At 42.7% G+C, this 23,657-nt stretch carries 24 protein-coding genes; 15 read left to right on the top strand and 9 right to left on the bottom strand.

What is annotated here, in order from left to right; genetic code table 11:
* Positions 1-40: 40 nt before the first annotated feature.
* From HQK88_03605 to HQK88_03580, 6 genes are all read right to left on the bottom strand, one after another.
* Positions 41-535 (bottom strand): phosphatase PAP2 family protein, encoded by a 495-nt coding sequence (locus HQK88_03605; protein MBF0615888.1) that lies wholly within the window; start codon positions 533-535, stop codon positions 41-43.
* Positions 532-1,464: a hypothetical protein gene (locus tag HQK88_03600; GenBank protein MBF0615887.1), complete on the bottom strand. Its 933-nt coding sequence runs from the start codon at positions 1,462-1,464 to the stop codon at positions 532-534. Before HQK88_03600 ends, HQK88_03605 begins: the two co-directional genes overlap by 4 nt.
* 44 nt (positions 1,465-1,508) lie before the next feature.
* A complete protein-coding gene (locus HQK88_03595) occupies positions 1,509-1,748 on the bottom strand; it encodes a hypothetical protein (GenBank protein MBF0615886.1) in 240 nt (79 codons plus the stop codon).
* Positions 1,749-1,884: 136 nt separating this feature from the next.
* Positions 1,885-2,103: a hypothetical protein gene (locus HQK88_03590; GenBank protein ID MBF0615885.1), complete on the bottom strand. Its 219-nt coding sequence runs from the start codon at positions 2,101-2,103 to the stop codon at positions 1,885-1,887.
* Between the two features lie 51 nt (positions 2,104-2,154).
* Positions 2,155-2,355 (bottom strand): hypothetical protein, encoded by a 201-nt coding sequence (locus tag HQK88_03585; protein MBF0615884.1) that lies wholly within the window; start codon positions 2,353-2,355, stop codon positions 2,155-2,157.
* Between the two features lie 39 nt (positions 2,356-2,394).
* A complete protein-coding gene (locus tag HQK88_03580) occupies positions 2,395-2,775 on the bottom strand; it encodes a helix-turn-helix transcriptional regulator (protein ID MBF0615883.1) in 381 nt (126 codons plus the stop codon).
* 147 nt (positions 2,776-2,922) lie between these two features.
* On the opposite strand from HQK88_03580, the gene HQK88_03575 reads away from it, so the two are divergent.
* Positions 2,923-3,888, top strand: coding sequence for an MBL fold metallo-hydrolase (locus HQK88_03575; protein MBF0615882.1), 966 nt, complete (start codon positions 2,923-2,925; stop codon positions 3,886-3,888).
* A gap of 22 nt (positions 3,889-3,910) precedes the next feature.
* Here HQK88_03575 and HQK88_03570 read toward each other — a convergent pair whose 3' ends face one another.
* On the bottom strand, positions 3,911-5,149 hold the full coding sequence (locus tag HQK88_03570; GenBank protein ID MBF0615881.1) for a DUF3391 domain-containing protein: 1,239 nt from the start codon (positions 5,147-5,149) through the stop codon (positions 3,911-3,913).
* A gap of 743 nt (positions 5,150-5,892) precedes the next feature.
* On the opposite strand from HQK88_03570, the gene HQK88_03565 reads away from it, so the two are divergent.
* Positions 5,893-6,579, top strand: a complete 687-nt coding sequence (locus HQK88_03565) for a hypothetical protein (GenBank protein ID MBF0615880.1) — start codon at positions 5,893-5,895, stop codon at positions 6,577-6,579.
* Between the two features lie 42 nt (positions 6,580-6,621).
* Here the strand turns inward: HQK88_03565 and HQK88_03560 are convergent, their stop codons facing one another.
* Together HQK88_03560 and HQK88_03555 are read right to left on the bottom strand one after the other, a co-directional pair.
* Complete coding sequence (locus tag HQK88_03560) at positions 6,622-6,996, bottom strand: cupin domain-containing protein (protein MBF0615879.1); 375 nt, start codon at positions 6,994-6,996, stop codon at positions 6,622-6,624.
* Positions 6,997-8,496 (bottom strand): leucyl aminopeptidase, encoded by a 1,500-nt coding sequence (locus HQK88_03555; GenBank protein ID MBF0615878.1) that lies wholly within the window; start codon positions 8,494-8,496, stop codon positions 6,997-6,999.
* A gap of 279 nt (positions 8,497-8,775) precedes the next feature.
* On the opposite strand from HQK88_03555, the gene mraZ reads away from it, so the two are divergent.
* The 13 genes from mraZ to HQK88_03490 are packed head-to-tail and all read left to right on the top strand — an operon-like array spanning position 8,776 to position 23,643.
* The gene (gene mraZ, locus HQK88_03550) at positions 8,776-9,234 is read left to right on the top strand and encodes a division/cell wall cluster transcriptional repressor MraZ (GenBank protein MBF0615877.1); all 459 of its coding nucleotides are present in this window, start codon (positions 8,776-8,778) and stop codon (positions 9,232-9,234) included.
* Between the two features lie 16 nt (positions 9,235-9,250).
* A complete protein-coding gene (gene rsmH, locus HQK88_03545; protein MBF0615876.1) occupies positions 9,251-10,120 on the top strand; it encodes a 16S rRNA (cytosine(1402)-N(4))-methyltransferase RsmH in 870 nt (289 codons plus the stop codon).
* Positions 10,117-10,413: a hypothetical protein gene (locus HQK88_03540; protein MBF0615875.1), complete on the top strand. Its 297-nt coding sequence runs from the start codon at positions 10,117-10,119 to the stop codon at positions 10,411-10,413. Before rsmH ends, HQK88_03540 begins: the two co-directional genes overlap by 4 nt.
* A gap of 25 nt (positions 10,414-10,438) precedes the next feature.
* On the top strand, positions 10,439-12,163 hold the full coding sequence (locus HQK88_03535; GenBank protein ID MBF0615874.1) for a penicillin-binding protein 2: 1,725 nt from the start codon (positions 10,439-10,441) through the stop codon (positions 12,161-12,163).
* Positions 12,164-12,186: 23 nt separating this feature from the next.
* Positions 12,187-13,662, top strand: coding sequence for a UDP-N-acetylmuramoyl-L-alanyl-D-glutamate--2,6-diaminopimelate ligase (locus HQK88_03530; GenBank protein ID MBF0615873.1), 1,476 nt, complete (start codon positions 12,187-12,189; stop codon positions 13,660-13,662).
* 9 nt (positions 13,663-13,671) lie between these two features.
* The gene (locus HQK88_03525; GenBank protein MBF0615872.1) at positions 13,672-15,033 is read left to right on the top strand and encodes a UDP-N-acetylmuramoyl-tripeptide--D-alanyl-D-alanine ligase; all 1,362 of its coding nucleotides are present in this window, start codon (positions 13,672-13,674) and stop codon (positions 15,031-15,033) included.
* Positions 15,033-16,115: a phospho-N-acetylmuramoyl-pentapeptide-transferase gene (locus HQK88_03520; GenBank protein MBF0615871.1), complete on the top strand. Its 1,083-nt coding sequence runs from the start codon at positions 15,033-15,035 to the stop codon at positions 16,113-16,115. The genes HQK88_03525 and HQK88_03520 overlap by 1 nt, the downstream gene beginning before the upstream one ends.
* A 4-nt stretch (positions 16,116-16,119) precedes the next feature.
* Positions 16,120-17,433: a serine hydrolase gene (locus tag HQK88_03515; protein ID MBF0615870.1), complete on the top strand. Its 1,314-nt coding sequence runs from the start codon at positions 16,120-16,122 to the stop codon at positions 17,431-17,433.
* A 34-nt stretch (positions 17,434-17,467) separates the two neighbouring features.
* Positions 17,468-18,934, top strand: coding sequence for a UDP-N-acetylmuramoyl-L-alanine--D-glutamate ligase (gene murD, locus HQK88_03510; protein ID MBF0615869.1), 1,467 nt, complete (start codon positions 17,468-17,470; stop codon positions 18,932-18,934).
* 30 nt (positions 18,935-18,964) lie between these two features.
* Entirely contained in the window at positions 18,965-20,209 is a 1,245-nt protein-coding gene (ftsW, locus tag HQK88_03505; protein ID MBF0615868.1) for a putative lipid II flippase FtsW, read from the top strand.
* Complete coding sequence (murG, locus tag HQK88_03500) at positions 20,190-21,353, top strand: undecaprenyldiphospho-muramoylpentapeptide beta-N-acetylglucosaminyltransferase (GenBank protein MBF0615867.1); 1,164 nt, start codon at positions 20,190-20,192, stop codon at positions 21,351-21,353. Before ftsW ends, murG begins: the two co-directional genes overlap by 20 nt.
* On the top strand, positions 21,332-22,693 hold the full coding sequence (locus HQK88_03495; protein ID MBF0615866.1) for a UDP-N-acetylmuramate--L-alanine ligase: 1,362 nt from the start codon (positions 21,332-21,334) through the stop codon (positions 22,691-22,693). The genes murG and HQK88_03495 overlap by 22 nt, the downstream gene beginning before the upstream one ends.
* Positions 22,693-23,643, top strand: coding sequence for a D-alanine--D-alanine ligase (locus HQK88_03490; GenBank protein ID MBF0615865.1), 951 nt, complete (start codon positions 22,693-22,695; stop codon positions 23,641-23,643). Before HQK88_03495 ends, HQK88_03490 begins: the two co-directional genes overlap by 1 nt.
* The last annotated feature ends 14 nt before the right edge of the window (positions 23,644-23,657 follow it).

Here is a 23,657-nt window from a genome sequence, read left to right as displayed (position 1 = left end):
TATATGGGTATATTAGCAGCTAATAGATTAGCATTATATATTAAGTTAAAACTTTTGCCATTACTACTGAGATAATTATACCTCCCAGCACATCTGTCAGAAAATGCTTCAACAGACATATTCTGCTTAATGCCACAACACAGGAGCAAAAAAGCAGAATTGAAAATATGGAGGGATAATAAGTGCCGGCTACAAAAGATATATAAAACACTCTGAACGTATGGTGTGACGGAAACGAATAGTGGTTCCATGGTATCGTTGAGCGGTAGTCTTTATCGGGTCTGTTTCGCCTTGTAACGTACCTAAGGAGTATGATAATCAACAAGCCTATAAATTCCCCCAATATTATTTTATGAATCAAAGTTATTACATGAGGTTTGATGACAAATAAAAACAGAAAATACAAAACACCCCACAGCGCTCCATCGCCTAAGTGCGTCAACACCCCGAGTGCTTTTCTGAATCTGTGATTAAAAGCTCTATAAATATAACCACTTATCTCAATATCTTTTTGTATCAAGTTGTCAATTGTCATTTTGCTAATTGCCTTAACCCTGAGGCAACACCTGTCAATATCTCTTTTGTGTAAGCGTCTGCATTAACATAAGCTAAAAACCCCTTGCATACCTCATGTTCCGTACACAGAAACAGCAGCTCCTCCTTAGAAATATTTTCTGCCTTAATTCCTTTTTTCTTAAGCTCGGCTACTATATTTTCATGGGATTTAAAACCATCCTTTGGTCTGAGTTTTATCTTAATGAAACTGTCTGAAATTGCAATCTCCACCCCATCTGCCACATTAAATGCCATTTTCCCAACACGTTTATGTTTTTCAAAATCCAGTATATCTACCAGATATCCTCCACGTTTGCGGTTTAATATCCTTTCTTTTGAAATCTCTATGGGTTCATCTATGTAGATTATTGCATCAAAACAATCAATATTCTGGGTTCGTAAAAGTCTGTGATGTTCATAAATGGTGTTTTCAGCACTAAAATCAATTGGTTTATCCATATTCATGTGGTCTAATGATTGCCACCTCATGCCAAGTTTTCTAGCAAGAGCTAAAGAAAGTGTGCTCTTGCCGCATCCAACAATACCGTCAATAGCTAAACGATTTGGTTTCAAATTATGTTTTTTAAAAAGAAATTCTATCTCATCTGCATAGTTTTCAACACTCACCGGATACTCTCCATTTTCCCCACTGCCGGAAATTATCTCCTTTATTAAAGACTCCACAGAGGCATGGAGGCCAGGTTTGGAGTATAATGCTAAACCGGTTTCCAGTCCCGTTGCAATTGTAACTCCCAGTGCTAAGTTCTTTGTGCCGATGCTTTTGGCAATTGCTCTAAAGACGGTTTCCTTTGGATTGTCTTTCATATCCACAACTGAGGATTTACCAATAAGCGAAAGCACAGCCGGAATAACATACTTTAGAACTCTTATCAGTACGTTCGCATACATGGCAACCCTCCTTGCGTTTGGTACAAGTTAACATAAATTACACTCTAACTTCTCCTTTGTGCAAACACAGCTCTGGAATTTCCGAAATAGTCTGCAACTAATTCACTTACTGATGTTAACTCAGTAATTCTTGTATCTATACCATGATGATAAAGCATCAAGCCAGGCCCCTTGTCACGCAAATCTTCTTTTGTGCAGACGCTTTCCACACCATTTTTTACAATATGTTCAACCAGCTTTTTCCCCCTGCCTTTTTCAGACCTAACAAAGGGGTTTAGTTCCATTTAATTCTGTTGGAATAAAAACTTTAAAGATAGAAGGAAGCTCCTTTTACCCTTATTTCAATGTATTTCTACATCTCTTGCCGAGGAGCTTCACACTCGCTGTTTCGGTGAAACTCTCCGGCAAAATCAACCGTCACTACTTGGTATTAGTATCTGTCTTTTCAAGTTTAGACAGGCGGTTAGCTACCTCATCACGCTCTTTGTCTAACATACTCAGCCGGTTTTTGAGAGACTCAGCATCAGTTAAATCTGAGCTGTCAAGGCGCTTTCCATGACAAAAACCCTTACCCATCCCCTGGCCACGACGCTGCTCTGTTGTGCTACTGTCACACATACCTTTTCCGTGTCCTTGCATGTTAGTACCCTCCGTTTTTAAATTGTTCATAAAACGGCATTGCTGCCCGCCTTATTTGCATCTGATTTGTAGCGTGCCATTTTTGCCGCATCCAGTAAAAACACTTCTTACGGATGAATTTTTAGTTGAATCCGACTTTTTTGTAGTACCAATAAGCGATCTCACCAGCTCTGCAACATCACCCACTGATTTCACAAAAACAGAGCCATCACACTTTGAGATCATCTTCTTTATCTTTTTAAGTACTGACATTATCACAACCTCCTTAATTACTATGGTTAAGAATAATTATTATGTTTTTTCACCACTGTTAGACTTAAATTCATCAATCACAGATGAAACCGTTTTGAGCGTCTCCTGTAAGATAGCAACCAAACCCTCAAGATGAATTACTCCACCCTCTGTTATTTCATAAATCCGTCTGGCAGGGCCATGTTTAGTGCTTGTATCCCACTGCGATTTGATTAGCCCCCGCTCTTCCATCTTGTTGAGAATCGTATAAAGTGGTCCCAATCCACGTTTACACATACCATGCTTATCTAATGACCTTGCTATCTCATAACCATGCCCTGCTTGTTTTTTTAACGTTAGGAGAATGCACGACTCCATAAGTTCAAGAGTACCTCCAAGCCGTTTTCCGCATTGTTGCTGTCCATGCCGCATTCTGTTCATGTTTATGTCCTTTTTTTATCTATGTAGTATCTATACATAGCTTATCATATAACATATGTCTTGTCAAGAGTAAATTTAAAAATTTTTTAGGTATTCTCGCTGCTTGCTAAGAATCATTGTCAGTGTTAGTATAGGAGTAAGTCAGTGATGATGTTACCGCTTAAACATGACAGTCTTTTAAAGGCTGTCAAGGAGGTAAGAATTTCTGTTATAATGGACAATTATACAGATATTCTTATGACTGATACAGCTCATGCCAAGCGTTACAGAGCCGGCAGCGGATTAAGTAGTGAGCATCTTCCTGTGGCAGAACATGGCTTTTCTTTAATAGTGTCAATTATAGATGATGAATTAGAAGAGAGTTTTTTATTCGACACCGGTTTGAATCACAACTGCTACGCCCACAACCTTGATGTTTTCGATATTGATATAACAGTGGTATCATCAATAATTTTAAGCCATGGACACTTTGACCACGTTGGAGGGTTACAGGTGATAGCCGGCAAGCTGAGGACTCAGAAAATCAATATATATTTTCATCCGGATGCTTTACTGGAAAGAAAAGTGCTGCTGCCAAATAAAGAAGAAATACTTTTGCCAAGTATTGATAAGGCTCTCATTTATTCTGAGAATTTTACTGCAATAACAGTTACTGAGCCCTCGACTCTTTATAATGGGAGGGTGCTAATCTCAGGAGAAATCCCACGAACTACGGAATTTGAAAAAGGTTTCCCTTTTCACTACATAAAACGTGGGGCTGAGTGGTGTTCCGACCCTTTTATAAAAGATGACATGAGCATAATCTTAAATGTCTCAGGCAAAGGACTTGTGATTCTAACCGGCTGTGCTCACTCAGGTTTAATCAATATAATTAAGTATGCAGTTAAACTTACAGGAATTCATGAGATATATGCGATAATGGGGGGATTTCATTTATCCGGCTATTTGTTTGAAAAGATAATCCCTGAGACAATAGCTGAGTTAAAGAAAATAAATCCGGCCTGCGTTGTCCCGTGCCATTGTACTGGTTTCACTGCTGTACATGCGATGACTGAGGCATTTCCTGAGTCGTTTATAATGCCGGCTGTTGGTACCAAGTTTATTTTTAATTGATTGCAATGGTTTAGACTGTACATCAATCGGTTATAGACCCAAGTATTTTAACCAGGTTTACAAAGTAAGTATGGTCGAAATCATTTAGTTGTTGTCTTATCACTGAGAGTGCCTCAAAGGGTGAAAAAGCCCTCTTGTATGGACGGGCAGTAGTCAAAGCATCGTAGGCATCTATCAAAGATACCAATTTTCCCCACGGGTGAATTTGACTATCTGTTAGTCCTTTAGGATAGCCGCCACCTGTTAGTTTCTCATGGTGTTCCATCACTGGGTGGTAAATTTCATTTAGCAGTATTTTTTGTTCGGATAATATCTTGTTAGCCATCAGCACGTGTTGTCTCATGATGGAATATTCTTTCTCATTGAGCATTGAAGGTTTATTTAAAATCTCTACTGGTATGGAACTCTTACCTATATCGTGCAAAAGCGCTCCCATACCAATTGAATGTATTTCGCTTTTTGTAAATGTCCCCAGTGATAGAGCAAGTCCAATAGAAAGTACGCATACATTTACCGAATGTGTGTATGTATAGTAGTCATATTTATTAATTGTCAACAAATCCTTTATTACTATACCGTTTTTTTCTATCGTATCTACAATCTCCTCAACTGAACCTCTGCATTCTTTGATTTTATCTCCACATCTGGGGTCATCCAAAAGCTCATGCATAAGTATCTTAGAGTTCTCTCGGATTATTGATTGCCTTATGTGTTTAAATTTATCCGGCTCACTTAAAGATTTCGTTCCGGATAGATCATTCAGGTAGTTTCTGTACTTATGGGTAGATTCCTTCTCTATGGCAATATCTCCCTCGGTTGACAGTAATGAATCTGTTATTTCTATATTTTTACCCTCATATTTTTGTAAAATATGCACCTTGATATCTTTTTTTATATACAGTGAAAAGTCAATAAGAGCTCCTTTTATCAGAGTGTCCCTGTCTATGTGTGTGAAAAGGTTAATGTCGTGATAATATTTTGTAAGCTCTTCTTGTGTGTACGGTAAGGGTTGGATATTAAGTTTATCGCTTTTATCTTCTAAATTATTAGAAGCAACAACCTCAGAAACCTCATTAAGATGGCTTGATTTGCCGGTATCAACGTGAACATGCTTAATACCGAGTTCTTTGATTTGTGCTATTTGTTTTTGGGTTGTGACTGAAAAGTGGTGCAGCAGAAATGGCGTCTGTATCCATTTCTCGTCTATACTGTCAACATACATACCGACACAAAGCTCTTCAATGGGGATCTTCTTTATCATCTCCCCACCCCCTAACTAAATATTAACACACAAAAGGGAAAATAACAACTATAGGGTGTGTTGATGGCCAGGGTTTATTGCCCAGTCAATACTATAGCGGTACTAAGAGTGAAAAAATTTCCTACCTGCAGGCAATTTGTACCGCAAGTCAAAAAGCTCAAAATTTGCCTCAGAAACCAACAAAGATAACATATCCTTATAAATCAATGCGTTATGGGGTCTGGCACGCATATTGCATATATGTAGTCATGATTAAATTAAGTTGATTTAATAAATAAAGCATAAGCGGAGCTAAAAGGTAACTAAGGAGTTAAGGGGTAAACAGGGAGTTAAAGTAGAATGACCGATAAGGACATTAAAAGAAAACTAACAAGGATGTGTAGGACACAAATGAACGGAGGTGACACATGGCAGGCCTAACGATTAACACAAATATTATGTCCATAGACGCGCAGAGAAACCTGAGAAAGACTATGCTGCCCCTTGCTAATACGATGCAGAGATTGTCATCGGGTTTGAGGATAAACTCTGCAAAGGACGATGCAGCCGGACTTGCTATTGTAACAAGACAGGAGACTCAGATACGCGGCCTTACTATAGCTGTGCGGAATGCTGCTGACGGCCTTTCTATGGCACAGACAGCTGAGGGTTCCATGGGCCAGATAACCTCAAACCTTCAAAGGATGAGAGAACTTGCTGTGCAGGCGATGAGCGGCCAGTACGGTGTCACTGATGTCTCATACATGCAAAACGAAATTGATTCCCTGACAGAGGAGATAGGACGTATTTCCGAGCAAACTAAATTTAATGATACCAAACTTCTCTCCGGTACTTTTAAATCAAGGATTTTTGCAAGTTATGCAGCCTCTGACCCTGCTATTAGCGTTGTTATAAACTCATTAAACACTGACTCAGTTGGTGGCAAAATATTTAGTGCTGACGGATCTAAAGATGGTCCTATGATGTTCCTAAAAGATATACACACAGCCAGCGCTATGGCTTATGTTCCCGGTGTCGGCACCAGATCCCTTACCGGTAATGTGACACCGTATCCGGTAAACTGGAGTGATATCGCATCCTCCCCCATCACCTATACAGGACTTGCAGCGCTTAGGGTTGCCGACCCTACATCGGTTGACGGATATAAATCAGCAGCCTCCAACACAATCGCTATTGTAGATGGCGCACTGAATGTAGTTACAGCGGAATTGGCAAAAATGGGTGCCAAAGAAAACCAGTTTCAAGCAGTTAGCGATAATATAGATACAGTTATAGAGTCAACAATGGCCTCCCGGTCAAGAATTCAGGATGCTGATTTTGCTAACGAAACGGCAAATATGACCAAATACATGATCTTACAGCAATCCGGTATTTCCGTCTTAGCGCAGGCTAACACTATACCGCAAACTGTTCTGAAGTTGATTCAGTAAACATTGTAATGATAAGGCGGCTGTTTTACAAAGGCCGCCTTTTTACTTAGACAAGATGATAGTATCACTGTGACTGTAGGGTGGGGAGGATGCACAGAGGATTTGTAGCGGCTCCCGCCCAGTGTTTTTTATCTTATGAGGAATCCCAGGCTCTATTAAAACCGTATCTCCCGGGTTAACAGCAAACTCACTGCCATCTATGTGCATAAGCCCTGTGCCGGACACTATGTGGTAGAGCTCTTCTGTATTTATGTGCTTATGTAGCAAGGTTTCCTGCCCTTGTGCAATTACAGCGCTGGCAAGGCTCTGGTTTTTATTCCCATGCACGGATGGATGCATAAGCTCTCGTATCTCAGAGCCGTCCTTTGTGATATAGGAGGGAACCTCCCTGAACTCTGTCTTAACAACAGGCTTCATTTAGGATTTCTGTGCTTTTTCGACTCTCTTTCGGATTAGTTCTAAAAGCAATCTAACGCCCACTGCCGTTGCTCCTTTAACAAAGTACGGCTTAGGTTTGGCTAAAAAAGCGGTAGAGGCTATATCAAGATGCACCCACGGGGTCTCTCCCACAAATTCCTTTATAAAGTAAGCTGCTGTGATTAGCCCGCCTGTGCGTCCGCCTATGTTTTTAATATCTGCCACATCGCTTTTTAAATATTCTTTGAACTCTTCAAATAGAGGCATCTGCCACACACGTTCAAAGGTTTCATCTGAGGCTTCTCTAATTTCAGCCATTATTTTTTCGTCATTACCCATCATAGCAACAGCCTCGTTGCCAAGCGCTATAGAGCAGGCTCCGGTCAGTGTGGCCATATCTATTACGGCCTCCGGTTTGTAATGCTTTATGACGTAGCCTATGGCATCCACAAGCGCAAGCCGTCCTTCGGCATCTGTGTTTAAAATCTCAATTGTCTTTCCGGTTATTGCTGTCACAACATCACCTGGCCTGATTGCATGCCCTCCCGGCATGTTTTCCGTTGCCGGCAGCACTCCGATAAGGTTAATCGGAAGTTTTAAGAACGATACTGCCTTAAAGATGGCAAGGGTTGCAGCGCCTCCTGCCATATCCTGTTTCATATCCTCCATGGAATCAGCTGGTTTAAGAGACAGTCCGCCACTGTCAAAAGTTATTGCCTTTCCCACTATTGCCAGCGGTACAGCCTTTCCGGCTCCGTTGTATTCAAGCACTATAAACTTTGGAGGCTCTGCCGAACCCTTTGCTACAGCCAGATATGACCACATCCCCTCTTTTTCCGAATCTTTTTGTTCTAATACTTTAACTTTCAGATTTTTTCCCGCCAAAGATTTCGCCACATCGGTAAGCGATGTTGGTGTCATGTCCTTTGATGGCGAATTTACAAGATCCCGTGCAAACGTGCTTGCCATTGTGTTAAGTGTAAGCCACTGAACGGGGAAATCTTTGTCCTTAGATAAAATCACAGCTTCTTTTATTTCTTTTTCGTCTTTTTTATCATCATCAGCCTTTTTGTACTTCAGATACCGGTAAAGGCCAAGCATTGCCCCCTCAGTAAAGTAATACGGCGGGCTGAAAGCGCCGATTGATTTCTCTGTCTCATTTAATGCTCTCACTGATATTGTAACAGTCTCAGTTTTTGACTCCCTTGCCCGCACAAAGGCCTTTGAGCCTGCTCTTCTTAATTTCTCAGCCGTTATGTCCGCTCTTTTCCCTAACCCAACCAACAACAGTCTGTCAAAACTTACCCCCGAGACATAAAGCACTACACACTGGCCCTCTTTTGCTTTAAACTCCCCCGACGTTATCACCTTCTGAATAAGCCCGCCGATTTTTGCATCTATATCAGCACAAAGCTCCATGTCGGCAGTCTCAAAAAACGGCAGCACCAGACAATCCGACTTGTAGTCCAATTCATAAGCATCCTTAATTGTTATTTCCATTTGTTTACACCTCTCTCTTTTGTGAGTTCGTTGTCCTCATAGAATTTTAATATAACATTTTGCTGCTGGTTAAGGAAATTGAATTTCATAGGTTTTGAGGTTTTTCTGCAGTTAAAAAACTCAGACATAATGATATTTACTATAACTTGTTTTTCAACAAAAACAATTACTTAGCTTGATAAATAAAAAAATAAAAAAATTTTTAATTTTTACTAATTTTTTTCTTGACAATTACCGATAAAGTGGTATAAAGTGGATGACAATGGAAGGAAATGGTAGATGACAGGATTTTTCGGCAGACATAACCAGAGACTGGACGAAAAGGGCAGAATGATAGTACCTGCCTCGTTTCGCGACGTTTTAAAGAGCAATTACGGGAATAACCTGTATATAACGGCCACTTTAAATGACGAGTGTCTGCAGATATTTCCTGAGGAGGAGTGGAAGGCACTGATGGAAAAAGTAAAGACCCTTCCTAAGACAAACGAGGCTGTGAAGTTTTTTAAGAGAAAAGTTATAGGGTCGGCAGTAGAGTGTGAAGTGGACAAGCAGGGGAGGGTATTAATTCCGCCGGCACTGAGAGAGGACGTAAAGATAGAGCTAAATGCCGAGATTGTTGTTGTAGGGCAGGAGGATATCATAGAGGTCTGGGATAAGGAAAGGTTGTCAAAGGTAATAAAACGAAGCAGCGACGAAATAAAGCAGATAGAGGGCGAGTTGTCAGCCCTTGGCGTGTAAGGATGAATATAATACAATGGTTATTCACAGGCCGGTTATGGCGGCAGAGGTCATGGGGATGCTAAACGTACAAAGAAATGGGGTGTACGTTGACGGGACTGTGGGAACCGGAGGTCATGCCCTGGAGATAGTAAATGTACTGACCGGCGGCAGATTAATAGCCCTTGATAAAGACATTGAGGCTCAAAAGCAGGCAGCTGAGCGGCTCACAGGGAAACCTGTACAATTCGTAAAGGAAAATTTTTCCCGCATTCGTGATGTCGTTGAGGGCCTTGGTTTAACAGGTGTTGACGGAGTGCTCTTTGACTTAGGTATGTCAATGTTTCAGGTAAAAAACCACGAGCGCGGTTTTAGTTTTGACTCTGAATATCCGCTTGACATGAGAATGGACATAACTCAGGGCAAAAGTGCGCAAGAGGTAGTAAACACCCTGAATAAGAAAGAACTTGAGGAGATTTTAAAAAATTTTGGTGAAGAACCACTCTGTGTGAAAATCGCCGATGCGATTGTTAAAACAAGGCGTATCAGAAAAATCAGGACTTGCCGTGAACTTTCGCAAATTGTCTTAGACGTTTATGGCGGAAGGGGAAAGGTCCATCCTGCCACAAGGACATTTCAAGCTCTCAGAATCTATGTAAACGATGAGCTTAACTCTTTAAAAAATGGGCTTTTGGGAGCACGGGATGTGTTAAATCCAGGTGGACGGCTTTGTGTGATTTCTTACCACTCACTTGAGGACCGTATAGTTAAGAGGTTTTTGGCAGAGAGTAAAACAGAGGGACGTATGGCTGTTCTAACAAAAAAACCGGTAATGGCACAAGCTCAGGAAATAAAGGAAAATCCTGCTGCAAGGTCAGCCAAACTCAGAGGAGGAATCAAGCTATGATATCTGAAATTAGAGGTTCGGTTTTTAGACATTTTCTGTCAGCAGCGGCAATAGGTTTAATAGTTATTAGTGTTTTTTATATGGTGTGGCTGCGCTCCAGCATTAAATCACTCGAGTACAGAATGGGAGTGCTTCAGCACAGGAAAGCAGTGCTTGTTAAAGAGCAGAGAAATCTCATTGCTGCCAGAGATAATCTTCTTTCTATAGCCTCAATAGACAATGTGGCTATAAAAAAGATGGGTTTTGATTTTCCTGACAGAAACAAGGTTTTTTACGTAAAAGAAAGGATTTAGTCCTCTATTAAGAGGCACTCTCTCTATGGGTAAGAGAGTATATTTTGTATTTATTTTGATAGCGCTTGGTTTCTTAGCTGTCGTGGGGCGGCTATTTGACCTTATGGTGCTAAATCACGATAAGTTTGTCAAGAAGTCGGCAAATCAGAGAATTGCCGAGGTTGACATTCAGGTAAGAAGAGGTATGATTTTTGATAGAAAAGGAAGACGGCTTGTTGCAAACCTTGAGCGGGGTTCAGTATATCTGGACAGGGCCAACTTTGGCGGCAACGAGGAAAAGCTGTATCAGCTTGCTAAGATGATTGATGTTAGCACAAATGAGTTATCCGGACAGCTTAAGAGCAGCAAGAACTTTTTCTGGATTAAACGGAAAATCACTCTTGAGGAAATAGCAAAGGTGGAAAACCTGAGAATTGGCGGCATAGGGATAACGCCGGAGGCAAAGCGGTCCTACACGCTTGGTTCTCTTGCCTCCCACATTATTGGCTTTGTCAATCTTGACAATAAGGGGCTTGAGGGCGTTGAGGCTAAGTATGATAAGGAGCTGACCGGAGAGGGTGGAAAGTACGCTGTTCAGCGGGATGCCCGCGGTAACAGGTTTTATTCCGAGGATGACGCTGAGAACTTCGGCAACAGTATAGTGCTGACAATTGATGAAGGGCTCCAGTACATAGTGGAAAAGGAACTGGACGAGGCAATGAAAAAGTGGCGGGCTGTGGCTGCCACAGTAGTTATGATGAACCCGTTTACCGGAGAGATTTTAGCCATCTCTAACAGACCGACATATGATCCTAATAATCCTGTCAAAACCAGCCCGGCATCCAGAAGAAACCGCGCTGTAACAGATGTCTATGAGCCCGGGTCAACATTTAAAATTGTAACAGCCTCAGGAGTGCTTGAAGAGAAACTTGCCCGCGAGGACGAAAAAATAGATTGTAGCGGTGGAGGGATTGAAGTTGGCGGGAAAATCATAAAAGACGCCCATCCGCACGGGGTGTTAACTTTTATGGAAGTCATCCAGAAGTCCTCTAATGTAGGAACAATAAAACTTGCTGAAAGACTTGGCAAGCAGCGGCTTTATAAGTATATTAAGAAGTTTGGTTTTGGAGACAAGACAGGCATTGATTTGCCCGGTGAGGTCTCAGGGCTGGTTAAAAGTCCTGAAAGATGGTCAGGAGTCTCAATAGGGGCAATGCCAATAGGACAAGAGGTTGGCGTGACTCCGCTTCAGATAGTGACCGCCTACTCTGTTATAGCTAATGGCGGGTACAAGGTACATCCGCATGTGGTAAAAGGTTCTATAACAGAAGACGGTACGTTTTCAGAAATTAACAAGCCTGAGCCAGGACCCCAGATAGTGTCAAAACGCGTGGTGGATATAGTAACCCGTGCGCTTATGATGGTTACCCAGGAGGGTGGTACTGCAAAGTACGCAGAGGTGGTTGGTAACCGTGTGGCAGGCAAAACAGGTACAGCTCAAATGTATGACAGAAGCATTGGACGCTACTCATCCACAGATTTCATAGGCTCCTTTGTTGGTTTTGTACCGGCTGAAAAGCCAGCCTTTGCAATGGTAGTAGTTGTATGGAAACCAAGGGGTGAAATTTATGGCGGTCTTGTAGCTGCACCGGTGTTTAAAAATATCGCTGAGAAGGCTCTTACCTACTTAAATGTGCCGCGTGAGGACATGATTAAAAAGAATGTCCTGGTTGTGGATAAGGGTAGCAATATGGCGGGTATTTTAAATTAAACTGAGGAAAGAGGACATATTTGATGAATATCAGTGAGGTGCTTGGCAGGATAAAGGTGCGTGAGATTGACGGCAATCTTACACGGACAGCTAACGGCGTTACTTATGATTCAAGGAAAGTACAGCCGGGCAATATGTTTTTCGCTATAAAGGGTGAACACTCAGATGGCCACAATTATATAGCCGATGCTGTAAAAAATGGAGCCAGCTCTGTTATCTACGAAGATGATGTTAACATTGAGCCGTATAGCGGCAAAGATGTTCTCTTTGTCAGGGTTGAGGATGTAAGGCTTGCACTGGGGTATATCTCAGCCAATCACTATGGCGACCCCTCCACACATCTTAATCTAACAGGAATAACAGGTACAAACGGCAAGACATCCACTTCTTACATCCTGAAATCCATACTTGAGGCTAACGCTAAAGATGTCGGACTTATCGGCACTGTTGCCTACATGATTAAAGATAAAGTCCATACGGCAGGACACACAACTCCTGAGTCCCCAGAGTTTCAAATGTATCTAAGTGAGATGTATAAAGCCGGATGTACGCACGTGGTTACGGAGGTCTCCTCTCATGCTCTTTCGCAAAGGCGGGTTGACGGGGTTGAGTTTGACACAGCTGTGTTTACTAATCTGACCAGAGACCATCTCGATTACCACAAAGACATGGATGACTATTATAACGCCAAGATGAGACTCTTTACTGAGCTGGTTAAACCAACCGGCACGGCCATTATAAACACAGATGATCCGTACGGCAGGAGGTTATTCACGCAGCACCCCGGACGGATGATTACTTATGGTTTAAATGCTGATGCCGATGTAAGGGCAACAGATATAAACCTCTCTATGTCAGGACTTGAATTTACAGTATCCTCAGATGGTAAGTATTATAAGACTGCCTCAAACCTGAGAGGTCTCATAAATGTATATAATATTCTTGCCGCATTTTCTACAGCTCTCTCTCTGGGTATCCCCTTCAATGACATACTTGCCGGCATATACAACTTAAAGATCGTTACTGGCAGATTTGAACCTATAGACGAGGGGCAGGATTTTAACGTAATTATTGACTATGCGCACACGGATGATGCTTTGAAAAATCTGCTTGAAAACGTAAGGAAAATAGTTCCGGGGAAAATTATAACGGTTTTTGGCTGCGGTGGTAACCGTGACAAGGGTAAGCGTCCGATTATGGGCGCTGTGGCAACATCCCTTAGTGATTTCGCAATCATTACATCAGACAATCCCAGATATGAGGAGCCGCTGGATATAATTAAACAAATAGAGGAGGGCGCTGCAGAGGGTTATAGTGTGGAGCCAGACAGGGCAAAGGCTATACGTGATGCTATATATATGGCAGGTGCCGGAGATGCGGTTGTTATTGCAGGGAAAGGACATGAGCCTTATCAGGAAATCAAAGGTGTTCAGCATCCCTTTAGTGATAAAGAGACAGCTTCAAAGATATTAAAGAAATTATTAAAGGAAAAGGATTAAAAAAGCATAGTGTTTACAGTTGATGATATAGTCAAAGCCACAGGCGGTAAGGTTTTATCTGATAACTCAACTAAAGAACTACTGTTAAGCGGCGCTTCAATAGACTCACGCACCCTTAAAACGCATGAGCTCTTTGTGCCCCTTAAGGGCAATAACGTTGATGGCCATGACTTCATAGAAACAGCTCTCGGTAAGGCCTGCTGCTGTTTATGCTCAAGGGGTGGTGTTAAGCCCCCAAAGGGAACTGTGGTTGTTTTTGTGGAGGATACTCTTAAAGCACTTCAATCACTTGGGGCATATGTAAGAGCGTCAAAAAAAATTCCCGTTATAGCCATAACAGGTACAAACGGCAAGACTACGACAAAGGAACTTTTGTACAAGGTGCTTTCAACAGGCTACAACGTATTTAAGACCATGGGAAATTTTAATAATCACATAGGGCTTCCATTGTCTTTAAGTAAACTTAATGACGAAAGCGCAGCGGTGCTAGAGATGGGAGCAAGTGTGGCGGGAGACATTGAGCTTTTGTGTAACATTGCGCGCCCCGACATTGGGATTGTGACAAACCTGGGGGCAGGCCATCTTGAGGGCTTTGGAGATATGGAAACTCTTAGAAAGACTAAGCTTGAGCTTATGGATTTTGCCTCCACTATGATTGTTAATGGCGATGACAACTATCTAATGGAGGAGGTAATAAGGAAAAACAACACACTAAAAAGAGAACTACTGACGTATGGATTTGGTAGCCACTGTGCGATGCGGGCAGAGAACGTGGAGAGTCTTACAGATGGCACAGGGTTTTCAGCAAGAGTGGTTTTTCCTGATGGAGACATTAAGGCTCTGATAACAAACATCGCGGGAGTTTTTAACGTTCACAATGCACTTTCTGCTCTCTCAGCCGGCTTTAAACTTGGTTTAAACAAGGACGATATGACAGAGGCAGTAAGTGAGTTTTCAGGAGTTCCGCTGCGTCTTGAAATAGAAAGAAGAGACGGGATGCTTTTGATAAAAGACCTCTATAACTCAAACCCTGCGTCAACTAAGGCTGCCGTAGAGGAGCTTTGCAGATTAAAAAGTGGGCGCACGGTGGCAGTGCTTGGTGATATGCTTGAGCTTGGCGCTGAGAGCGAGAAGTTTCACAGGGAGCTGGGACAGTTATTGAGCCTTAAGGGAATTGACGTTTTCATTGCAGTTGGCAAACTTATGGGATTAGCCTCAGATGAGTACCAAAAAGGTGAAAGTTCAGGGGCCGCCTACAAAGCTGATAATGCCAAAGCAGCAGCAGAAATTTTAAACACAGTCGTTGCACAAGGAGATACCGTACTTATCAAGGGTTCAAGAGCACTGAAAATGGAGGGAGTTATAAACTAATGCTTTATTACCTGCTATATGCGTTTCGCGATTACGTATCGCCGTTTAATGTATTTCGCTATATAACTTTCAGAACGGCAGTGGCAATTATCACATCAATGGCAATAACGTTTTTGCTTGCCCCAGAGACTATCAGATTTCTTAAGCGAATCAGTCTTACGCAACAGATCCGCAATGACGGACCGCAAAGCCATCTCAGTAAAGCAGGTACACCTACGATGGGAGGGGTGTTGATAATAATATCAACAGTAGTCTCTGTTTTGCTTTGGGGCAACTTGTCAAACAGGCACGTTTTGATTTTACTGGTTTCCACAATATGTTTCAGTGCAATTGGTTTCTGGGATGATTACCTAAAGGTCTCAAAGCGTAACGCAAAGGGGCTCAGGGCAAAGTACAAGTTTGGCCTTCAGATAGCTATTGCGTTGGTCGTTGCCGTCATTCAGTACTTAAACGTGTCAGACCCCTACAGTACCGACCTGATAATACCTTTTTTTAAGAAATGGCTTTTTGATTTTGGGATATTTTATATTCCTTTCAGTGTGTTTGTAATTGTGGGCTCATCAAATGCGGTAAACCTGACAGACGGCTTAGACGGTCTTGCCTCAGGGCTTGTTGCGATAGCGGTTTTTGCAACTGGCGTACTTGTCTATATATCCGGCCATGCAGGGCTTGCACAGTACCTGCAGGTGATTTACATAAACGGAATTGGTGAGCTTACGGTCTGCTGTGGAGCTATATTTGGTGCTTCGCTGGGGTTTTTGTGGTATAACACGTACCCTGCTGAGGTTTTTATGGGAGATGTAGGCTCTCTTGGATTGGGTGGTGCTCTTGGCACCTTAGCCACACTAACAAAGCATGAGATTGTTCTGGTGCTTGTTGGCGGGATTTTTGTGATAGAAACAATATCTGTAATCTTGCAGGTAGGATCATTTAAGTTAACCGGTAAGAGAATCTTCAGGATGGCTCCCATACACCACCACTTTGAACTAAAAGGCTGGTTGGAACCAAAAACAGTTGTCAGGTTTTGGATTGTTGGTTTTATGCTTGCATTGCTAAGTTTAACTACTATTAAATTGAGGTGACAAAATGAAAAGGAGTAGGAATTTTTTACACATTTTGCGTAGTTTTGAATTTGTAGCGGCTTTATTGATAACTTTTCTACTGTGCTCAGTTTCAGGTGCAACCGATATAACTGCACGAAGTGCAGTCATCATGGACACAGACACAGAACAGGTGTTGTATGCTAAAAATCCGCTTCTTAAACAGCCGCCGGCAAGCACGTCAAAGCTTGTTACCGCCATGGTTGTGTTGGATAATCTGGACGTAGGGGATGTGACAACTATATCTGCTAATGCTGCGGAACTGAGTAGTGGCACTGTGGAACTGCATGAGGGTGACAGATACTACATAGGCGATTTGCTGCACATTATGCTTATGAAATCGGTTAATGGCGCTGCGGTTGCCTTAGCCGAGGCGGTTAGCGGCTCTGAGGGAGCATTTGTTAATCTCATGAATAGAAAGGCCAAAAGAATAGGCGCTAATAATACCAGATATATTAATCCGCATGGCCTTCCAGGGCAGGGACAGTATATAACTGCCTATGACCTTGCCATTATCATGAGGGAGTCTCTTCAGTATCCGGTTATAAAAAATATAATTAATAAAAAAACTAAAACCGTTGTTTCAATTGACGGCTCAACTGCCTCTCTGACAAATACAAACAAACTCCTGTGGAGAGACGAGGACTTACTTGGCGGAAAAACAGGCTACACCAGAGCGGCACGGCATTGTCTGGCATTTGCAGCCGAACACGGCGAAAACACGTTTGTTGCTGCCGTGCTTGGAGACTCTCAGAGGTCAAATCTGTGGAGGAGTGCCGAGACTGTTCTTAATAAAGGCTATAATATATCAGAGTCACACACTAAACCTGAAATACACTTTAGTAACGACAGAAGCGAGGCGAAATCAAAAAAATTTGAAAGCAAGCATCACTACAATTATTCTAAGGCGTCAAAAACCAAACACGGACACTATACTGCCCATAAAAATACTAAGGAATTAAAAATAGCAAAAGTTGCCAGAAGTTATTCCGGAGCACGGAGTAATAAAGGCACAGTATTGTCAGTCAAATATACACAGAAGAAACTTTATGCAAAAGGTACCGGCACTCATAAATCTAAGGTTGCCCACAAAAGAGAAAAGTTTACGGCAAAAGCCGGTTTGAAACACAACAAAGCAAAGTCATTAAGGGGTGAAAACAACAAAGCTGCGAACAAACACGCCTCAAAAGCAAAGTGCTATATAGTGGCTAAAAAGACAACTAAAGTCTCTAAGGTGAGAAAAGGCAGGGTCTTTGACGTAGCTTCAACTGACCCTAAATGCAAGCCTGTTGCTTACTGACGGATGGACAGAGAGGAGTAGGGGGTATAATAGGATGACAACAATGTATAAGGACTTCAGAGATAAGGCAGCGGCTGTTGTAGGTTTGGCCAGAAGTGGAGTGGGGGCTGCAAATCTCTGTACAAGGCTGGGGGCAAAGGTTACAGTATTTGATGCAAAACCATGTGAGGAGCTAAAGAGCTTCATTCAAAAACTTGATCCACAGGTGGACATGAAGTGCGGCAGTTTTGATGAGGATGTTTTCACATCGTTTGATATTGTTATAGTGAGTCCGGGGGTACCGTTAAATATCCCGTCTCTTAAGCGGGCTAAAGCCAAAGGGGTAAGAATAATAGGAGAGCTTGAGCTTGCGTATCTGGTTTTAGAGGAACTAAGAAAGGTTGGCGCTGCTGCGTATTTAGCAATAACAGGCACAAACGGGAAATCCACAACCACAACTTTGCTATACGAAATACTACGAAATAGCGGGTTTAAAACCATAATCGGCGGCAACATTGGCATGGCAATCACTGAGGAAATCAGTAAAATTGTCAAAAACTTTGAAAAACCCAGAGAATTTGTAAGCCCTGATTATATAGTCACTGAGGTGTCAAGTTTTCAGCTGGAATCAATAGATAAGTTTAAACCAAAGGTTTCAGCTGTATTAAACATAACGCCTGACCATCTGGACAGACATGAAACTATGGATGATTATGTGAATGCCAAGGCACGGATTTTTCTAAACCAGGATGCTATGAATTTTCTTATATTAAATGCCGATGATCCTCTTACAAGTGGTTTAGCACAACGGGTGGGGAAAAATGGTCCTGACGTGTTGTACTTTAGCCGTAAGGAACGTGTAAGAGGAGCTTTTTATAAAGACGGAGTGATTTACTTCAACATTCCAGAACTTGAAATCCTCTGTCCGGAGCTTGTGGATGGCACTGATGACAGCACCAGCCCGTTTACGTTTAACACAGCAAACTTTGGGATTAAAGGTGGCCACAATATAGAAAATGCAATGGCAGCAGCCCTCATGGCTCTTGTCAGCGGCTGTAAGGTCAAAGATATTTGGAACACTCTCATTTCATTCAAAGGACTGGAACACAGGCTTGAACTTGTCACAGAGATTGACGGCGTGAAGTATTTTAATGACTCAAAAGGTACAAACGTGTGGTCTGTAGTTAAATCGCTGGAGAGTTTTAGTGAGCCGATAGTGCTGATAGCTGGCGGGAGGGATAAGTCGGGGGATTATTTGCCCCTCAGGACCCTTGTTAAGGAAAGGGTTAAGGCTCTTGTTTTAATAGGTGAGGCACGAAATAAATTAAAAGAGGCGTTAGGGGATGTTACTGAGGTTCATTTTGCCGGTGATATGTATGAGGCTGCAAAGTGCTCAAAGAGATTAGCCAATGGCGGAGATGTGGTCTTATTGTCTCCGGCTTGTGCAAGTTTCGATATGTTTAAGGATTTTGAGGAAAGAGGGCGGGTGTTTAAAGAAGCAGTTCTCAGTCTTGTTTCATAAAATTATGAATACTGTAACAATTGGAAAATAATGGACGAAACACGGTCAGTTAAGACAAAGCAATTTGACAGAGTGCTTTTGATAACAACCATGATGCTTGTGTTTATAGGCGCTGTTATGGTCTATAGCACTACATCTATAGTTGCGCCCGCAAAAGGCGGGGCAGCAGCTGTTTCCAGCGCCTCCTCCTCGCTTATAGACCTGAGATACCTGAAAAAGCATATGGTATCTGAGCTGCTTGGCATTGTGCTTATGACGGTGTTTTATAAGCTTCATCTTGGAGCTCTTAAAAAGACGGCGTTTATGCTTATAGGGCTTGCTGCTCTTTTACTTGTCGCAGTTAAAATGCCGTTTATTGGGCTTACCGTAAACGGCGCTAGAAGGTGGATACGGATAGCACATTTTACATTTCAACCCTCTGAGCTGGCAAAGCCTGCACTGATTGTTTTTCTTGCCAGATATCTTTCCGGTAAGAGTTTTGATCCCGATAGTTTTAAGTTATTTTTAATACCTATTGGCGTCATGGGGTTGCTTCAGGGACTGTTGCTCCTTCAGCCGGACTTTGGTTCAAGTGTTATCCTTGGCATTATAACGTTTTCACTTCTTTTTGCTGCTCGGGTCAGACTTAAATTCATACTATCGCTGGGGGTATTACTTATTCCGGTGGTCATAAAACTGATTATGAAACCGTATCGCTTGCAGCGTATTATGGTGTTTTTAGACCCGTGGGCTGATGAAAAAAACACCGGGTTCCAGCTCATTCAGTCCTTTGTGGCTTTTGGTAACGGTGGGCTTAGAGGGCTGGGTATTGGAAAAAGCACGCAGAAATTGTTCTTTTTACCTGAGGCAAAGACAGACTTCATATTTTCCATAGTGGGCGAGGAGATTGGTTTTATAGGGGCGACTATTGTAGTCACTCTGTTTATTGTTCTGTTTATCCGTGGGGTACTTATAGCCGTTCGGCAAAGGGAACCGTATCTGTACTACTTGTCAACCGGGATTACAATACTTATAGGGGTTCAGGCTGTGCTGAATCTGTCGGTAGTGACCGGGCTTTTGCCTACCAAGGGGCTTCCGCTGCCATTTATAAGTTACGGCGGGACCTCTATGATAATGAACCTTATAGAGGTTGGAATTTTGCTTAACATTGCTAAGGGTGACAGCGAGGAGTATATGCCTGTGGCTAATCCTCAAGTAGAAAGCTACTCCGGCATGAGAGAAAAAATTATGAGACAAAAAGGGAGGATGTTATCTGATGTCAAGTGGAAAACATAAAGTCGTCATAGCCGGCGGAGGCACGGGAGGGCATTTGTACCCAGGCATTGCAATCGCTGAGGAAATAAAAAAGCGGCTCGATGATGTTGAAATAGTTTTTATGGGCACACATAAGGGGATAGAGGCAAGGGTGCTGCCTGCAGAGAAGTATTATGTAAAGCTCTTAAGAACCGAGGGGTTTGTCGGCGTCTCAATATATAAAAAAATAAGAGCTCTGTATTGGACAATCGTATCGTTTTTTGAGGCGTACTCTTTTTTAAAAAAACTCAATCCGGAACTTATGATAGGAACCGGAGGCTATGCCTCGTTTATTCCGGTTGTGGCAGCTTTTTTTCTGTCCATTCCTGTTGTCATACATGAACAGAACTCGATTCCCGGCGTTGCCAACCGTATGTTGTCAAAGCTAGCACAAAAAATCTGCATAACTTATGAAAGCTCTTTGTCGTTTTTCCCAAAAAGTAAAACCGTTCTTACAGGAAACCCGGTACGTGAGAAAATCCTTAAGGTGGGAAAACAAGAGGGAGCGCTTAAATTCTCTCTTAAAGACAACATGTTCACAGTGTTTATATTTGGCGGCTCACTTGGCGCCAGAAGTTTAAACAAGGCTGCCATGGATGCCCTTGAGCATCTTCTGCCCTATAAAGACAGGATACAGTTTTTACATCAGACAGGGGACAAGGACTATGAGCAGGTACGCTCCGTGTATCAGAACTGGGGAATGATGGGCACTGTGGCTCCATTCATTTACAACATGCCTGAGGCCTATGCCGCTTGCGATATGATAGTGTGCAGAGCCGGGGCTACAACGCTTGCCGAGATTACCGCTTTGGGAATGCCTGCAATCCTTGTGCCGTTTCCATACGCAACAGCATCTCACCAGGAGGTAAACGCCTCACGCCTTTCCGTAAGCGGTGCAGCCATTATGATTAAGGACGAGGAGTTAAACGGCAGGGTTTTAGCTGAGCATATAAAGAAACTCTACATGGATGAAAACATGAGAAACCGTCTGAAGCGTGAAAGCATGTCTTTTGGCAGACCGGAGGCAGCAAGGAAAGTCGTCTGCGTATCACTGCTTTTAATAAAAGATAAAACATTACTTATAAATCAGGAGTATGAGGCGAGATGCTTAACCGATACAGAGTAATCCACTTTGTGGGAATAGGCGGAATTGGAATGAGCGGTATAGCGCGTGTGCTTAAGCACCTTAACTATGACGTTACAGGTTCTGATATAAAATCCTCAGCGACAACCGATGTGCTTATCAGTGAGGGCATAAAGGTGTACATTGGGCATAAGGCCGAAAATGTGGACAGTGCCCACGTTGTGGTTGTAACATCGGCAGTCAATGGAGCCAACCCTGAGGTAGAGGAGGCAAAGAAACGCTCAATTCCAGTAATCCCGCGGGCAGAGATGTTGGCTGAAATTGGGCGGCTTAAATACGGTATTCTTGTTGCCGGCTCTCACGGTAAGACAACAACGACCTCGCTGCTTGCCGGTATTTTGATTAAATCAGGCTCTGACCCCACTGTTGTGCTTGGCGGAAAACTCAATGACACAAACAGTAATTCACGTGTTGGAAAGGGGGAGTTTTTTGTTGCTGAAGCGGATGAAAGTGATGGCTCGTTTCTTAAACTAAATCCCACAGTGGCAATATGTACTAACATTGACAGAGAGCACATGGATTTCTACTCCAATATGGATAATCTAAAGACGGCGTATATAAATTTTCTTAATAAAGTGCCTTTTTACGGATTAGGTGTGGTCTGCTATGATGATCCCAACATTGCAGACATTCTGCCCAATGTTAACAGAAAGTATGTCACTTATGGGTTAACAGAGAAAGCGGACTTTTCCGCTATAAACATAAAATATGGCTTTCAAAAAACCGAATTTGAACTCATAGCTGATGGTGTATCAAAGGGAACATTTACAATTAATCTCTCCGGTAAACATAACGTGCTAAACACACTGGCGGCACTTGCTGCCTCATCATTCCTAAACATTCCTCACGAGGTTAGTAGTGTTGCTCTAAGCACTTTTTCCGGCATAAAGCGCCGAATGGAGTTTAAAGGACACAAGGCAGGCGTAAGGGTTTTTGACGATTACGGGCATCATCCTACAGAAATTAAAGCAACAATAAACGGAATAAAGCACCACGTGGAGAAGAGGCTTATTGTTGTGTTTCAACCCCACAGATATTCAAGGACAGCGGATTTGATGGATGAGTTTGCGGGCTGCTTTTCGGAGGCCTCCAGGCTTTATCTTCTGGATATCTATTCTGCCGGTGAAAGACCGATTGAGGGTGCAACCTCTCAGGTGTTGGCTGAAAAGCTGCGGGCAAGGGGGGTTGATGTAGTCTATGTGGGAAAGGGTGAGGGTCTTTCGGACACTCTCAGTAAGGAGACAACTGAGGGTGACACACTGGTAACATTTGGTGCCGGTGATGTGTGGAAAATAGGAGAGGAGTTTGTAAGCCAGGGTTAATGAAAGAAGAGTTGAAAAATAAGACAATAGCTGTGCTTATGGGCGGCGAGTCATCGGAGCGTGAGATTTCCATAAAAAGTGCAAAAGCAGTGAGTGAAGCACTGAGGGCTGCTGGGTACAATTTTCATGAGGTTGACGCCATGCGTGATGTTGCAGTGAAACTGAGGGACCTGAGTCCTGATGTGGTTTTCATAGCGCTTCATGGCGGATGGGGAGAAAACGGCGGCATTCAGGGCCTTCTTGACGTTATGGGCAATCCGTACACTGGCTCCGGTGTGCTTGCCTCAGCAATAGCTATGGATAAGGTGATGTCTAAGAGAATTTTTATTGCTGCAGGGCTTAGAGTCCCGCCATGTGTTATTTTCAGACAAGAAGAGCTTGATGAGCTCATAAACACGATGCCTATAGCTCTCCCCCTGGTTATTAAGCCAAGTGCCGAGGGCTCAAGTGTTGGAGTGAGCCTTGTTAAAAGCATAGATGAACTTAAGCAAGCATCAAACCGTTGTTTTAGTTATGGCGCGGTGTCAATTATCGAGAAATTTATTACTGGTAAAGAGATTCATATGGCTGTGCTAAACAGCAGGGTGCTGGGTGCGGTTGAGGTTAGGCCAAAAGGAGAAATATATGACTACGAGGCCAAGTACGTAAGCGGTGACACTCGTTACATTTTGCCGCCAGAGCTGACACAAGTGCAGTATGAGAAGTTATCAGAAGCTTCACTTAAAGCGTATGAGGCTTTGGGATGCAGTGGGGTTGCCCGCATTGATACTATCTATGAGCTGCAAACTGATACAGTGTTTGTGCTGGAGGTTAACACTCTTCCCGGAATGACTGAAACGTCTCTTGTGCCAAAGATAGCAAAAACTGCCGGGTACTCTTTTTTAGAGTTGATAGAACAGATGCTCCTGGAAGCGCTTAATAAACATAGCCACATGTACGCAGGGAACTGATAACTTAAAGGATG

The sequence above is a fragment of the Nitrospirota bacterium genome (assembly GCA_015233895.1).
Lineage (GTDB): Bacteria > Nitrospirota > Thermodesulfovibrionia > Thermodesulfovibrionales > Magnetobacteriaceae > Magnetomonas.
The sequence above is the reverse complement of the archived record's forward strand: the minus strand, read 5'-3'. Positions and strand labels throughout refer to the sequence as shown.

What these genes read in the sequence shown, in the direction of transcription:
- HQK88_03605 (MBF0615888.1), bottom strand. Translation starts at nt 535, where the DNA reads ATGACAATTGACAACTTGATACAAAAAGATATTGAGATAAGTGGTTAT.
- HQK88_03600 (MBF0615887.1), bottom strand. Translation starts at nt 1,464, where the DNA reads ATGTATGCGAACGTACTGATAAGAGTTCTAAAGTATGTTATTCCGGCT.
- HQK88_03595 (MBF0615886.1), bottom strand. Translation starts at nt 1,748, where the DNA reads ATGGAACTAAACCCCTTTGTTAGGTCTGAAAAAGGCAGGGGGAAAAAG.
- HQK88_03590 (MBF0615885.1), bottom strand. Translation starts at nt 2,103, where the DNA reads ATGCAAGGACACGGAAAAGGTATGTGTGACAGTAGCACAACAGAGCAG.
- HQK88_03585 (MBF0615884.1), bottom strand. Translation starts at nt 2,355, where the DNA reads ATGTCAGTACTTAAAAAGATAAAGAAGATGATCTCAAAGTGTGATGGC.
- HQK88_03580 (MBF0615883.1), bottom strand. Translation starts at nt 2,775, where the DNA reads ATGAACAGAATGCGGCATGGACAGCAACAATGCGGAAAACGGCTTGGA.
- HQK88_03575 (MBF0615882.1), top strand. Translation starts at nt 2,923, where the DNA reads ATGATGTTACCGCTTAAACATGACAGTCTTTTAAAGGCTGTCAAGGAG.
- HQK88_03570 (MBF0615881.1), bottom strand. Translation starts at nt 5,149, where the DNA reads ATGATAAAGAAGATCCCCATTGAAGAGCTTTGTGTCGGTATGTATGTT.
- HQK88_03565 (MBF0615880.1), top strand. Translation starts at nt 5,893, where the DNA reads ATGCAAAACGAAATTGATTCCCTGACAGAGGAGATAGGACGTATTTCC.
- HQK88_03560 (MBF0615879.1), bottom strand. Translation starts at nt 6,996, where the DNA reads ATGAAGCCTGTTGTTAAGACAGAGTTCAGGGAGGTTCCCTCCTATATC.
- HQK88_03555 (MBF0615878.1), bottom strand. Translation starts at nt 8,496, where the DNA reads ATGGAAATAACAATTAAGGATGCTTATGAATTGGACTACAAGTCGGAT.
- mraZ (MBF0615877.1), top strand. Translation starts at nt 8,776, where the DNA reads ATGACAGGATTTTTCGGCAGACATAACCAGAGACTGGACGAAAAGGGC.
- rsmH (MBF0615876.1), top strand. Translation starts at nt 9,251, where the DNA reads ATGGTTATTCACAGGCCGGTTATGGCGGCAGAGGTCATGGGGATGCTA.
- HQK88_03540 (MBF0615875.1), top strand. Translation starts at nt 10,117, where the DNA reads ATGATATCTGAAATTAGAGGTTCGGTTTTTAGACATTTTCTGTCAGCA.
- HQK88_03535 (MBF0615874.1), top strand. Translation starts at nt 10,439, where the DNA reads ATGGGTAAGAGAGTATATTTTGTATTTATTTTGATAGCGCTTGGTTTC.
- HQK88_03530 (MBF0615873.1), top strand. Translation starts at nt 12,187, where the DNA reads ATGAATATCAGTGAGGTGCTTGGCAGGATAAAGGTGCGTGAGATTGAC.
- HQK88_03520 (MBF0615871.1), top strand. Translation starts at nt 15,033, where the DNA reads ATGCTTTATTACCTGCTATATGCGTTTCGCGATTACGTATCGCCGTTT.
- HQK88_03515 (MBF0615870.1), top strand. Translation starts at nt 16,120, where the DNA reads ATGAAAAGGAGTAGGAATTTTTTACACATTTTGCGTAGTTTTGAATTT.
- murD (MBF0615869.1), top strand. Translation starts at nt 17,468, where the DNA reads ATGACAACAATGTATAAGGACTTCAGAGATAAGGCAGCGGCTGTTGTA.
- ftsW (MBF0615868.1), top strand. Translation starts at nt 18,965, where the DNA reads ATGGACGAAACACGGTCAGTTAAGACAAAGCAATTTGACAGAGTGCTT.
- murG (MBF0615867.1), top strand. Translation starts at nt 20,190, where the DNA reads ATGTCAAGTGGAAAACATAAAGTCGTCATAGCCGGCGGAGGCACGGGA.
- HQK88_03495 (MBF0615866.1), top strand. Translation starts at nt 21,332, where the DNA reads ATGCTTAACCGATACAGAGTAATCCACTTTGTGGGAATAGGCGGAATT.
- HQK88_03490 (MBF0615865.1), top strand. Translation starts at nt 22,693, where the DNA reads ATGAAAGAAGAGTTGAAAAATAAGACAATAGCTGTGCTTATGGGCGGC.